This window comes from Staphylococcus durrellii (assembly GCF_015594545.1).
GTDB classification, from domain to species: Bacteria; Bacillota; Bacilli; order Staphylococcales; family Staphylococcaceae; genus Staphylococcus; species Staphylococcus durrellii.
Genome location: NZ_JADIIO010000001.1, coordinates 1,315,787 through 1,329,004 on the forward strand (window position 1 = coordinate 1,315,787; position 13,218 = coordinate 1,329,004).

General features: G+C 33.1%; 13 protein-coding genes. 12 read left to right on the top strand and 1 reads right to left on the bottom strand.

Features of this window, described 5'->3' with window-relative positions; translation table 11 throughout:
* Positions 1-28: 28 nt before the first annotated feature.
* Entirely contained in the window at positions 29-1,003 is a 975-nt protein-coding gene (locus tag ISP02_RS06425; protein WP_195720761.1) for an asparaginase, read from the bottom strand.
* Between the two features lie 79 nt (positions 1,004-1,082).
* Here ISP02_RS06425 and cmk point away from each other — a divergent pair, with 79 nt between their 5' ends.
* From cmk to aroA, 12 genes are all read left to right on the top strand, one after another.
* The gene (gene cmk / locus ISP02_RS06430) at positions 1,083-1,742 is read left to right on the top strand and encodes a (d)CMP kinase (RefSeq protein WP_195720762.1); all 660 of its coding nucleotides are present in this window, start codon (positions 1,083-1,085) and stop codon (positions 1,740-1,742) included.
* A gap of 268 nt (positions 1,743-2,010) precedes the next feature.
* Positions 2,011-3,192: a 30S ribosomal protein S1 gene (gene rpsA / locus ISP02_RS06435; RefSeq protein WP_195720763.1), complete on the top strand. Its 1,182-nt coding sequence runs from the start codon at positions 2,011-2,013 to the stop codon at positions 3,190-3,192.
* Between the two features lie 156 nt (positions 3,193-3,348).
* Entirely contained in the window at positions 3,349-4,659 is a 1,311-nt protein-coding gene (der, locus tag ISP02_RS06440; RefSeq protein ID WP_195720764.1) for a ribosome biogenesis GTPase Der, read from the top strand.
* A gap of 17 nt (positions 4,660-4,676) precedes the next feature.
* Entirely contained in the window at positions 4,677-5,675 is a 999-nt protein-coding gene (locus ISP02_RS06445; RefSeq protein ID WP_195720765.1) for an NAD(P)H-dependent glycerol-3-phosphate dehydrogenase, read from the top strand.
* A 169-nt stretch (positions 5,676-5,844) separates the two neighbouring features.
* Positions 5,845-6,117: an HU family DNA-binding protein gene (locus tag ISP02_RS06450; RefSeq protein ID WP_048793653.1), complete on the top strand. Its 273-nt coding sequence runs from the start codon at positions 5,845-5,847 to the stop codon at positions 6,115-6,117.
* A gap of 298 nt (positions 6,118-6,415) precedes the next feature.
* Positions 6,416-6,973, top strand: a complete 558-nt coding sequence (locus ISP02_RS06455) for a heptaprenyl diphosphate synthase component 1 (RefSeq protein WP_195720766.1) — start codon at positions 6,416-6,418, stop codon at positions 6,971-6,973.
* A gap of 14 nt (positions 6,974-6,987) precedes the next feature.
* Positions 6,988-7,689 carry a demethylmenaquinone methyltransferase gene (locus ISP02_RS06460; RefSeq protein ID WP_195720767.1) on the top strand — a complete coding sequence of 234 codons (702 nt, stop codon included), beginning with the start codon at positions 6,988-6,990 and terminating at the stop codon, positions 7,687-7,689.
* A gap of 25 nt (positions 7,690-7,714) precedes the next feature.
* Positions 7,715-8,668 (top strand): polyprenyl synthetase family protein, encoded by a 954-nt coding sequence (locus tag ISP02_RS06465; protein WP_195720768.1) that lies wholly within the window; start codon positions 7,715-7,717, stop codon positions 8,666-8,668.
* Between the two features lie 128 nt (positions 8,669-8,796).
* Positions 8,797-9,246, top strand: a complete 450-nt coding sequence (ndk, locus tag ISP02_RS06470; RefSeq protein WP_195720769.1) for a nucleoside-diphosphate kinase — start codon at positions 8,797-8,799, stop codon at positions 9,244-9,246.
* 392 nt (positions 9,247-9,638) lie between these two features.
* Entirely contained in the window at positions 9,639-10,805 is a 1,167-nt protein-coding gene (gene aroC, locus ISP02_RS06475; protein WP_195720770.1) for a chorismate synthase, read from the top strand.
* Between the two features lie 38 nt (positions 10,806-10,843).
* The gene (gene aroB / locus ISP02_RS06480) at positions 10,844-11,908 is read left to right on the top strand and encodes a 3-dehydroquinate synthase (protein WP_195720771.1); all 1,065 of its coding nucleotides are present in this window, start codon (positions 10,844-10,846) and stop codon (positions 11,906-11,908) included.
* A 9-nt stretch (positions 11,909-11,917) separates the two neighbouring features.
* Positions 11,918-13,216 (top strand): 3-phosphoshikimate 1-carboxyvinyltransferase, encoded by a 1,299-nt coding sequence (aroA, locus tag ISP02_RS06485; protein ID WP_195720772.1) that lies wholly within the window; start codon positions 11,918-11,920, stop codon positions 13,214-13,216.
* Positions 13,217-13,218 lie beyond the last annotated feature (2 nt).

Below are 13,218 nucleotides of genomic sequence, written 5' to 3' on the forward strand. Positions count from 1 at the left end.
ATTGTGTCTTTTATAGACACAATCTTTTTTATAGTTGGGACTCAAAATATGTTTTTAACTGTCGCGCAGTTAGTTGATTACTTAGTCCTACTAATAATTTTAAGCGTGCTTTGGGTCCATTCAAGCCATTTGAGAATATAACACCCTTTTCTGCTAATGTTACACCTCCGCCTTCGTATGCATAAATAGGACCTACAATGCCATTAAATGATCTAGATACTAAAACAATAGGTATATTTTTATTTAAGCAAGCTTGCAATCCATCTAAACAAGTTGGTGGTAAATTCCCTTGTCCAAGTGCTTCTATAATAAGACCATCCACTTCATTTTCGCTATGAAAATTTAATACATCATTATTCATACCCATATAAGCTTTTACTAGGGGAATGCTCAGCTCGTGATCAATGTTAGACAACACTTTTTTATCAAAAGGTCTATGGTGAAACTGAACGCTATTTTTAGTTACGACCCCTAACGGACCATGGTTAGGGCTTTGAAAAGTATTTGTATTAGAGGTATGTGTTTTTGTTACGTTTCGCGCAGTATGTATTTCATCATTAAATACAACCATAACCCCCATATTCTGAGCTTCATCTGTAGTTGCTACTCTAATTGCAGCAATAAAATTATATAAACCATCTGATCCTATTTCATTAGAAGAACGCATCGCACCTGTAATAACAATTGGTTTAGATACTTTTAAAGTTAAATCTAGTAAATACGCTGTCTCCTCAAGTGTATCCGTACCATGCGTTATGACATAACCATCATAAGTTTGCTCTTCTTCAGCTTGATCAATAACATGCTTCAATTGTTGCACATCAATAATTTGCATATGAGGAGAGGGAATATTAATGGGAGTAATCTCTGTAACTTCTGCATATTGACCTATGAATTGTGCATGTTTAGTAATTGGATTATCGTCGTTAGTTATTACTTTATTGGATTCATCTTGAGACATGCTAATCGTCCCACCGGTATGAATAACAAGAAGTTTTTTCATGTATAGTTTCCTCCTAGTTTTAAAATACATATTTATGATAAAATATTATTCATAAAACAACAAGGAAGGGTTTCTTACAATGAAATTAATAAATATTGCTTTAGATGGTCCGGCTGCAGCAGGTAAAAGCACAATCGCAAAATTAGTTGCGGCAAAATTATCAATGATATACGTCGATACAGGCGCTATGTATCGAGCTATAACTTACAAATATTTACAATGTAATAAAGATGAAGATTTCACAAATTTGATTAATAGCACTCAATTATCTTTAACTTATGATGCGGAAAAAGGTCAACGTATAATTTTAAACGACACTGACGTTACCGACTTTTTAAGAGAAAACGATGTGACAAATAACGTTTCTTACGTGGCATCAAAAGAACAAGTACGTGCATTTGCAGTAGCAAAACAACAAGAATTAGCTAGCAAGAAAGGTATAGTAATGGACGGACGAGATATTGGCACGGTAGTTTTACCAAATGCAGATTTAAAAGTATATATGATTGCATCAGTTGAAGAACGTGCTGAACGCAGACAAAAAGATAATGAATTAAGAGGAATAGAGTCTAACCTAGAACAACTTAAAGACGAAATTGAAACTCGAGATAATTATGACATGAATCGTGAGATTTCCCCTTTAAAAAAAGCTGATGATGCGGTTGTATTAGATACAACAGGTAAGTCAATTGAAGCAGTGACTGACGAAATTTTAAATATGGTCGAGCAAATTAAATAAAACAAATTGTCAATCCAATATTATAACTATTTTAAAAAATAGCATGCTACGTTTATTATTTATTTGTATTAGGGTAATTAAATAATATCTATCAAATAAAGTTAATTGCAATAGTTAAAATAATCAACTAAATTTTGACTTGATATATATTGAGTTATTTAAAATTTTAACTATTTGAAATGTCACCTTAATTAAAGTGGTATTTCTTGACAATTTAGTGACTTTGTAAGATGTTATAATTATGTAGTGTAATAAGGAGGCAGACAAGATGACGGAAGAATTCAATGAATCAATGATTAATGACATTAAAGAAGGTGACAAAGTTACCGGAGAAGTACGTTCTATTGAAGACAAGCAAGTCATTATAGACGTTAATGGTGGTAAGTTCAGTGGTATTATTCCTATCAGTCAATTATCAACACACCATATTGATAGCCCTAATGATGCAGTTAAAGTAGGCGATGAAATTGGTGCTTATGTAACTAAAATTGAAATTGACGAAGAAAACGAAACTGGCACTTACATTTTATCTAAACGCCAACTTGAAACAGAGAAATCTTACGAATTTTTACAACAACAGTTAGACAATAATGAAACTATTGAGGCTAAAGTAACTGAGGTAGTTAAAGGTGGACTCGTCGTTGATGTTGGTCAACGCGGCTTTGTACCAGCTTCATTAATTTCCACTGATTTCATTGAAGATTTCTCTGATTTTGAAGGACAAGTATTGAAACTTAAAGTTGAAGAACTTGATCCTGAAAATAATCGTGTCATTCTTAGTCGAAAAGCTGTAGAAGAAGTAGCAAATGCTCAGAAAAAAGATGAGTTATTGCAATCACTAAATGAGGGCGATGTTATTAATGGTAAGGTTGCGCGTCTAACTAATTTTGGTGCTTTTATTGATATCGGTGGCGTAGATGGACTTGTTCACGTATCAGAGTTAGCTCACGAACATGTTAAATCACCTGAAGACGTTGTATCTATTGGTGATGACGTAAAAGTTAAAATAAAATCTGTTGATAAAGATAGCGAAAGAATTTCATTATCAATCAAAGATACTTTACCTAGTCCATTTGAGTCAATTCAAGGTCAATTTAACGAAGGTGACGTTATCGAAGGTAAAGTTGCTCGATTAGCAAACTTTGGTGCTTTCGTTGAAATTAAGCCAGGTGTTCAAGGTTTAGTTCATATTTCTGAAATTAGTCACAAACATATCGGTACTCCAAGCGAAGTACTAGAAGCTGGTGACGTAGTAAGCGTAAAAATACTAGGTATTGATATAGAAAATGAGCGCATTTCTCTTTCTATTAAAGCGACGCTGCCTAATGAAGATGTAGCAGAAAGCGATGATGCTACAACTAAGGCTTATCTAAGTTCAAATGATGACGAAGAAGATAATCCAACTTTAGGTGATGTTTTCGGAGATAAATTAAAAGATTTTAAATTTTAATATTAACTTTAATTAATCTTGTCTTATTATTTAAGACAAGATTTTTATTTATGTCAAAATTTTTACGTTATTTATAGTGGCTATCAAAATATCTTTTTCTTTATGTTTACCATATGATAAAATTATAGAGATTCAAAATAGAGAGGAAGTTAGTTTATGACTAAACCTATAGTTGCAATTGTAGGCAGGCCAAATGTCGGTAAATCTACAATTTTTAATAGAGTAGTAGGTGAACGTGTTTCCATCGTAGAAGATACTCCTGGTGTAACGAGAGACCGTATTTATTCTACCGGGGAATGGTTGACACATGAATTTAATATTATTGATACGGGCGGTATTGAAATCAGTGACGCGCCATTCCAAACACAAATTAGAGCGCAAGCTGAAATTGCAATCGATGAAGCTGATGTAATTGTTTTTATGGTAAACATTAGAGAAGGATTAACTCAAAGTGATGAAATGGTCGCTCAATTGTTATATAAATCAAAAAAACCTGTCGTTTTAGCTGTTAATAAGGTAGACAATCCAGAGATGCGTAACGAGATTTATGATTTTTACGCTTTAGGCTTTGGAGAGCCTTATCCAATTTCAGGTTCACATGGTCTTGGTCTAGGAGATTTACTAGATGCCGTAGTAGAGCATTTCAAAGATGAGGAAGAAGATCCATACGATGATGAAACGATTAGACTTTCAATTATTGGTAGACCTAACGTAGGTAAATCAAGCTTAGTTAATGCAATATTAGGCGAAGAGAGAGTTATCGTGTCGAACGTTGCAGGTACAACTCGTGATGCAGTGGATACGCAGTATACTTATGATGATCAGGATTATGTTTTGATTGATACAGCAGGAATGCGTAAAAAAGGTAAGGTCTATGAATCCACGGAAAAATATTCAGTCCTAAGAGCGCTTAAAGCAATAGAACGTTCAAATGTTGTATTAGTAGTAATTGATGCCGAACAAGGTATTATCGAGCAAGATAAACGGGTAGCTGGATATGCACACGAAGAAGGAAAAGCAATAGTTATTGTAGTTAACAAATGGGATACGGTCGATAAAGAAACAAATACAATGAAAAAATTTAAAGATAAAGTGCGTCGTGAATTCCAATTTTTAGATTATGCTGAGATTGCGTTTGTGTCTGCTACTGAACGACAACGTTTAAAAACGCTATTCCCATATATTAAAGGAGCTAGTGAGAATCATAAAAAACGTGTACAAAGTTCTACTTTAAATGAAGTTGTAACTGATGCCATTTCAATGAATCCAACTCCAACTGATAAAGGACGCAGATTAAATGTATTTTATGCTACTCAAGTAGCAATCGAACCACCTACATTTATTGTCTTTGTGAACGACGTAGAACTGATGCATTTTTCTTATAAACGCTATTTAGAAAATCAAATTCGTGATGCATTTGGATTTGAAGGGACACCAGTGCATATCGTGCCAAGAAAGAGAAATTAAACACGGAGGGGAAATTGATGACTAATATTACTGTATTTGGTACTGGAAGCTTTGGTACAGCTTTAGCGAATGTACTTGCCGAAAATGGTCATGAAGTAATCATGTGGGGCAAAAATGAAACTACCATTAATGAAATTAACACAAATCATAGTAATACTAAATATTTAAAAAGCGCTCAATTAAGCGCTCAAATCGTCGCAACTAACAACTTACAACAAGCGGTAAATCATGCAGATTATTATTTAATCGCATTACCGACAAAAGCAATTAGAGAAGTAGTAACTCAAATCGACCAACTACTAACATCTTCTAAAGTATTTATTCATGTCGCAAAAGGTATTGAAAATGACACATTTAAACGTGTATCTGAAATGATTGAAGATTCGTTAACACAAGCACATAATGGCGGTATAGGTGTCTTATCAGGGCCAAGCCATGCGGAGGAAGTTGTTATAAAACAGCCTACAACGGTGGCAGCTTCTTCTAAAAACAGCGAAATAAGTAAATTAATTCAAGATTTATTTATGAATGATTACTTACGAGTATACACTAATGATGACTTAATCGGTGTGGAACTTGGTGGCGCCTTAAAAAATATTATTGCAGTTGCTAGTGGCGTAATCGAAGGGATGGGCTTTGGTGATAATGCTAAAGCCGCACTCATGACTCGAGGCTTAGCCGAAATCAGTAGGTTAGGTGAAACATTAGGCGCAGATCCAATGACTTTCTTAGGATTAGGTGGCATCGGTGATTTAATTGTTACTTGTACCTCTACCCATTCAAGAAATTTCACCTTAGGATACAAACTAGGTGAAGGTAAATCAGTAGATCAAGCTTTAAATGAAATGAATATGGTAGTTGAGGGTATTTATACAACTAAATCAGTTTATCACTTAGCTAAAAGTCATCAAGTTGATATGCCAATTACATCAACTCTATATGGTGTTTTATTCGAAAATAACCCCGTTGATGACAGCGTTAAATACTTGATGGGACGCGAAAAGAAAGCAGAATAACGATGTAAAATTACATTATATTATCAAATTTCCTCAAATTATTATAAAAATCCTATAATTACAACGTTTTTTGCATATAAATCATTGCAGTGCCAACAATCGTTGTGTTAAAGTCATAGCATAATGATATTAAGTTATCATTATTAACCCTAGGGGAGGTGAATTTTTAATGAATAAAACAGATTTAATCAACTCAGTTGCTGATCAAGCTGATTTAACAAAAAAACAAGCAGGTTTAGCTGTTGACGCAGTATTCGAATCTATTCAATCATCACTTGCTAAAAGTGAAAAAGTTCAATTAATCGGATTCGGAAACTTTGAGGTACGTGAACGTGCTGCACGTAAAGGCCGTAACCCTCAAACTGGTAAAGAAATTGAAATCCCTGCAAGCAAAGTTCCAGCATTCAAAGCTGGTAAAGCACTTAAAGATGCAGTTAAATAATTCTTTACTTAACAAAAGCCCTTTTATAAGGGCTTTTCTTTTTTGTCTTTATATATGCTTTAAATTGAAAGCCTAAGTATTGCTAAACAAATGATATAGCACTTTCATTCACTAATTGGTCATATACTTTAATACATATATATATAATGAATAGTCGTTTTAATGTTATAATTTAAATCTATGTAAAGCATAATATTACAGTAAACTTTCGATAATTCTTGTTAACTCAATCATCCTGCATTTTAATTTTTATTATATAATGTTAATATGAATATTGATTACTACGTGAGGTGTGAAGATGGAAACGACATATAGAATATTAGAAAATCAAATTACACAAAGGCTTATTGGCATAAATAAATATGAACCTATACAAATTAACCAAGTGTTAAGTCAGTATTTAGATTCATATCCTTTGCCAACGAAAGCTAAATTAGCTTGCCTCACAATAGACACGGCTATGCGTCATCTGGACACAACTTCAGCAAATAATTTATCGAGACACTCTATTTTAATCGGTGATTTATTGAGTGCTCATTTTTATACGTTATTAGCCGAGTTAAACGAACCATCATTTCAAGATAAAATAAGTAAAGCGATTGTATCAATCAATGAATTAAAATCATCTATTAAACATCAAGAATTAACTACAGATGAATTAGTAGATGCGATAGTTAAAATCGAAACAATACTCCCTTATATTACCGTCGACTACTTTACAATTGAAGTATCAATCCCAGGTATTATAAAGCAATTTATTCCATCTATCGTAGAAAAAACACCAATTTATTTACAGAACTTTTCTCACGATATGTTAACTGAATTACAATCTAAAATTAATGCTCATTATATATAAAAGAGGTAATAAATATGACTGAAAACAAAGCTAAAAAAGAACAAGTACACACTGTATTTCAAAACATTTCAAATAAATATGATCGTTTAAATAATATCATTAGTTTCGAACAACATATTATTTGGAGAAAACATACAATGAAAGAAATGAATGTTAAACCAGGTAGTAAGGCATTAGATGTATGTTGTGGAACGGCAGATTGGACTATCGCACTTAGTAAGGCAGTAGGTCATACAGGAGAAGTTACCGGCGTAGACTTTAGTGAAAATATGTTAGCTGTTGGTGCTGAGAAAATAAAAGAGTATAATAATATTAAGTTAGTTCATGCTGACGCCATGAATCTTCCTTTTGAAGATAATACTTTTGATTATGTCACGATTGGTTTTGGCTTACGTAATGTACCGGATTATTTAGCTACATTGAAAGAGTTAAATAGAGTACTTAAACCTGGTGGTATGGTAGTATGTCTAGAAACAAGTCAACCTACAATGCCTGTGTTTAAGCAATTTTATAAAATGTACTTCAAATTCGTGATGCCTATTTTCGGTAAAATATTTGCAAAATCTAAAGACGAATATGAATGGTTACAACAATCAACATTTAATTTCCCCGATAAAGAAAAATTAAGACGCTTGTTCAATCAAGCAGGTTTTAGTAATTTAAAAGTTCGTAGCTATACAGGTGGCGTTGCTGCAATGCACCTTGGCTATAAATAAATCGATACAACCAAAGGTGATTAACGTGGCAAAGTTAAACATGAACAACGAAATTAAAAAAATTGAAAAGTGCTTACAACAAGTGATAAAGAGTAATGATAAAGTTTTGGAAGAAGCTGCTTTTCATTTATTATTATCCGGGGGCAAACGTGTTAGACCAGCTTTTGTTATACTTAGCAGCCAATTTGGTAAGGGAAATGAGAATTATACTAATCGTGTAGCCGTAGCCTTAGAACTCATTCACATGGCGACACTTGTACATGATGACGTCATTGATAAAAGTGATACACGTAGGGGACGCTTAACTATATCAAAAAAGTGGGATCAACAAACGGCAATATTAACCGGTAATTTTTTACTTGCTTTAGCATTAGAACACATCTCTTTTATTCCAGACCATCGCGTTCATACAGTCATTTCAAATGCTATTATTGATGTTTGCAAAGGCGAACTTTTTCAATTCCAAGATCAATTTAATAGTCAACAAACAATAACAAATTACTTGCGTCGTATTAATAGAAAAACGGCACTGCTTATACAATTATCGACTGAAGTTGGAGCAATCGCTTCTGGTGCCGACGAACAAACAATACATCGTTTAAAATTTATCGGCCATTATATTGGCATGAGCTTTCAGATTGTTGATGACATACTTGACTTCACTAGTACTGAGAAAAAGCTTGGCAAACCAGTCGGTAGTGACTTGATGAACGGTCACATTACATTGCCTGTTTTATTAGAGATTAGAAAAAATCCAGAATTCAAAGCACGTATTGCTGCTTTATGCCCAGATAGTTCAAAAGAAGATTTTGAATACTGTATCAATGTAATTAAAAATTCAGAGAGTATTAAAGAAGCTCAAGCAATTAGTGATAAGTATCTAAATAAAGCAGTAACACTTATTAATTCACTAAATAATAAAGATGCTCAAACTTTATTTAACAAATTAATTCAAAAAATGAGTAAAAGAAATGTGTAACATTTGTGAAAAGCATTGAAAGCGCTTTTACATACTGTTATTATATTATTGTGTTGTGAAATATGACATACTAATTGGATATTTTTAACACAATATTTGATACGTAAACACAGGGGGATTTACTCACAATGGAAAGAACATTTTTAATGATTAAACCTGACGCAGTACAACGTAACTTGATTGGTGAAATTATTTCTCGTATAGAACGTAAAGGACTTAAACTTGTTGGTGGTAAAATAATGACTGTTGACAAATCTTTAGCAGAAACACATTATGCTGAGCACGTAGACAAGCCATTCTACAACAACTTAGTTTCATTTATAACTTCTGCTCCAGTATTCGCAATGGTTGTTGAAGGGGAAAACGCTGTTCATGTGGCACGACACATCATCGGCTCTACAAATCCGTCAGAAGCTACACCTGGAACTATTAGAGGTGATTTAGGTTTAACAGTCGGTAGAAACATAATCCACGGTTCTGATTCTGTGGAAGCTGCTAACAAAGAAATTAACTTATGGTTTAATTTAAATGAATTAAGTGATTACGAGCAACCACGTAATCCTTGGTTATATGAATAATATAGAATAATAATTATACTAATAATGTTAGTTTAATATATTGGATGACTTCACAAAGATATTTTAGTAGAAGTCATCCTTTTTAATTATTATAATATATAGTATTAAAATAGAAGAGTAGTGTTTAAAAATCTACGAATAAATAGTTTTAATTTTACTCATACGCTCTAATCATGTTTTACTTAAATTATAATAGTTTGAATATTTTTACATTAACTAACTTATGCAAAAGCTAGAAATATACATAAAGCCACATAAATGATGAAGCAACCATAACAATGATTTAAATAAAACTTATCAAATCGAAAAATTACTATTAATATGACTATATTTATATGATAAGATATAGAACATATTATAATTTAAAGCACTAAAGAACGGAGAGGGTATTAATGAGATATTTAACATCAGGTGAGTCACATGGACCACAATTAACAGTCATTATTGAGGGCGTTCCATCAAATTTAGAAATCAACGTAGAAGATATAAATGAACAAATGTTTAAACGTCAAGGTGGTTATGGACGTGGTCGCCGTATGCAAATTGAAAAAGATACTGTAGAAATAGTTTCAGGTGTACGTAATGGCTATACATTAGGTAGTCCAATTACTTTAGTCGTTAAAAATGATGATTTTTCACATTGGAGAAATATAATGGGAGCGGACCCAATTAGTGATGAACACCGTGAAAATATGAAACGTGTTATTACTAAACCAAGACCTGGTCATGCTGATTTAATCGGTGGAATGAAGTATAACCACCGCGACTTAAGAAACGTTTTAGAACGTTCTTCTGCTCGTGAAACTGCAGCACGTGTTGCAGTTGGTGCGGTTGCTAAATTATTATTAAAGCAATTAGATATTGACCTTTATAGCCGTGTTGTTGAAATTGGTGGCGTAAAAGATCAAGGTTTATATGATTTAGAAACAATTAAAAATGGCGTAGATAAAAATGATGTACGTGTCATTGATGACAGTATTGCTCAAGATATGCGAGATAAAATTGATGAAGCTAAAAAAGCTGGCGACACTTTAGGCGGCGTTGTACAAGTAGTTGTTGATGGTTTACCAGTAGGTATCGGTAGTTACGTACACTATGATCGCAAATTAGATGGTAGAATTGCACAAGGCGTCGTAAGTATTAATGCGTTTAAAGGCGTTAGTTTCGGTGAAGGATTTAACGCTGCTGAGAAACCAGGTAGCCAAATCCAAGATGAAATCTTATATGACGAAACAAATGGTTACTACAGAGGCTCTAATCACTTAGGTGGCTTTGAAGGCGGAATGTCTAATGGTATGCCGATTATTGTTAACGGCGTAATGAAACCTATACCGACACTATATAAACCATTGAATTCTGTTGATATTAATACCAAAGAATCATTCAAAGCGTCTATTGAGCGTTCTGATAGTTCTGCTGTACCAGCGGCAAGCGTAGTAGTCGAAAATGTTGTAGCATTTGAAATTGCTAAAGCACTATTAGAAGAGTTTCAATCAAACCATATCGATCAACTACAAGAGCAAATTAAAGAACGTCGTTTGCTTAATATTGAATATTAATGTTAATCATTTAATTTTAAAAATGAATAGGTGAGTATATGAAACTAGAAACTACGTACCAATCAAATAATTATCCTATTTTCGTAGAGCGTAATGCTTTAAAACAACTTCATCAATATCTTGAACCATATAAAGATGTGGTGTTGATAGTAGATGCTGAAGTTAATAAATTGTGGGAAAATGTTTTAAGCTTCATCACAACTGATTATGACGCTCATAAAATTGTCGTTCCATCAGGCGAAAATACGAAAACACTATCGTTTTATGGAGAAACAATCGAATCATTACTTAGCAAACATTTAACAAGAGACACGTGCTTAATTGCTGTTGGTGGGGGGGCGACTGGTGATTTTACTGGTTTTTTAGCCGCTACACTATTGCGTGGTGTTGACTTTATTCAAGTACCAACGACTATCCTAGCTCATGATTCGAGTGTTGGTGGCAAAGTAGGCATTAATTCTCAATATGGTAAAAACTTAATTGGCGCTTTTTATCGTCCTAAAGCAGTTATTTATGATTTGAACTTTTTAGATAGTTTACCGTATAGCGAAGTAATAAGTGGCTATGCAGAAGTTTATAAACATGCATTATTAAATGATCAGGCTCCTGTAACTACATTAGAAAATCAATATAAAAACAGCGAAAGCTTATATCAATTAACTGATATTGAATACTATATTTACAAAGGTATCGAGACTAAATTAAATATTATTATTCAAGATGAAAAAGAAAGTAACGTCCGTAAATATTTAAACCTTGGCCATACTTTCGGTCATGCTGTTGAGTATTATCACAAAATACCTCACGGTCATGCGATTATGATAGGTCTAATTTATCAATTTATCGTCTCTAATAAACAACTAAATAATAATTTTGATATTCAACATTTTATTAATTATCTGAATGCACTTGATTATCCGTTAAATCTTATTAAAGATTTTAATTTTAATATTTTATATAACTTAATGTTGAGTGATAAAAAAAATGATTCTGAAGGTGTGCAAATGGTATTATTAGAAGATTTTGGCAAGCCTGTCGTACAACACGTTAACAAAAAAGTACACGAGCAAGCTTTTGAAGTTTTACAATCTTATTTTAAGTAGGTGACTATATTGGGCAATAGTGAAACGATAAACATAAATAGTCCTTTAGTGGGCGAAATTGAGGTACCTGGAGACAAATCTATGACACATAGAGGTATTATATTGGGGTCATTAGCTAAAGGTAAATCCACGATATATAAACCTTTATTAGGCGAAGATTGTATACGTACAGTAGAAATTTTCAAACGATTAGGCGTTGAAATTACAGTTTCAGAGGATAAAATTGATATCGACTCTCCAGGGTATAAGCATTTTAAAACACCGCACCAAGTTCTTTATACTGGTAATTCTGGTACAACAACGCGTCTTGTTGCGGGATTACTATGTGGATTAGGTATCGAATCAGTTTTGTCTGGTGATGAATCTATTGGCAAAAGACCAATGGATAGAATTATGAAACCTCTAACTTCAATGGGAGCTCATATTACTGGTATTGACGATAACTATACACCATTAATTATCAAACCAGCTAAAATATACGGCATTAATTATCAAATGGAAGTTGCAAGTGCACAAGTTAAAAGCGCCATACTTTTTGCTAGTTTATTTTCAGATGAAATTACAACTATTGAAGAAAGCGATATTACACGAAATCATACTGAAACAATGTTTAAACATTTCAATATTCCAATAGAAGTAAACGGTAAAACACTCCATACTCAACCAAATGCTATTTCACATATTACACCTGCTTATTTTACCGTTCCAGGTGATATTTCGTCGGCGTCATATTTTATTGTGGCAGGTTTAATCACACCGGGCAGTGATGTTACAATTCATAATGTTGGCATTAACCCTACACGTTCAGGTATTATAGATATCGTTGAAAAAATGGAAGGGAACATTGAATTATTTAATGTCATAGAAGGACCAGAACCTACTGCATCAGTTCGTGTTCAATACACTCCAAATCTTAAAGGAGTTCATATAGAAGGAGACTTAGTTCCTAAAGCAATAGATGAAATGCCTATTATTGCGTTATTATGTACTCAAGCGGTAAATAGCAGTGTCATCAAAGATGCCGAAGAATTGAAGTTCAAAGAAACTAACCGTATCGACACTACAGCAAATATGTTGAATTTATTAGGCTTTACGTTACAAACAACAAGTGATGGATTAATTATACATCCTTCTAATTTAGAACAAACTGCTACGGTAGACAGTTTTACTGATCATCGTATAGGTATGATGTTGGCAATTGCTTCATTATTAACTACTGAGCCACTAACTATTGAACAATTTAATGCAGTTAATGTTTCATTCCCAGGATTCTTATCAACTTTAAAACAATTAGAAAACGAGGGATAATC

Excerpts from the sequence above, each read along its gene's own strand:
- rpsA (WP_195720763.1), top strand. The coding sequence starts at position 2,011 with ATGACGGAAGAATTCAATGAATCAATGATTAATGACATTAAAGAAGGT.
- der (WP_195720764.1), top strand. The coding sequence starts at position 3,349 with ATGACTAAACCTATAGTTGCAATTGTAGGCAGGCCAAATGTCGGTAAA.
- ISP02_RS06425 (WP_195720761.1), bottom strand. The coding sequence starts at position 1,003 with ATGAAAAAACTTCTTGTTATTCATACCGGTGGGACGATTAGCATGTCT.
- ISP02_RS06450 (WP_048793653.1), top strand. The coding sequence starts at position 5,845 with ATGAATAAAACAGATTTAATCAACTCAGTTGCTGATCAAGCTGATTTA.
- ISP02_RS06460 (WP_195720767.1), top strand. The coding sequence starts at position 6,988 with ATGACTGAAAACAAAGCTAAAAAAGAACAAGTACACACTGTATTTCAA.
- aroC (WP_195720770.1), top strand. The coding sequence starts at position 9,639 with ATGAGATATTTAACATCAGGTGAGTCACATGGACCACAATTAACAGTC.
- ISP02_RS06455 (WP_195720766.1), top strand. The coding sequence starts at position 6,416 with ATGGAAACGACATATAGAATATTAGAAAATCAAATTACACAAAGGCTT.
- ISP02_RS06445 (WP_195720765.1), top strand. The coding sequence starts at position 4,677 with ATGACTAATATTACTGTATTTGGTACTGGAAGCTTTGGTACAGCTTTA.
- ndk (WP_195720769.1), top strand. The coding sequence starts at position 8,797 with ATGGAAAGAACATTTTTAATGATTAAACCTGACGCAGTACAACGTAAC.
- aroB (WP_195720771.1), top strand. The coding sequence starts at position 10,844 with ATGAAACTAGAAACTACGTACCAATCAAATAATTATCCTATTTTCGTA.
- cmk (WP_195720762.1), top strand. The coding sequence starts at position 1,083 with ATGAAATTAATAAATATTGCTTTAGATGGTCCGGCTGCAGCAGGTAAA.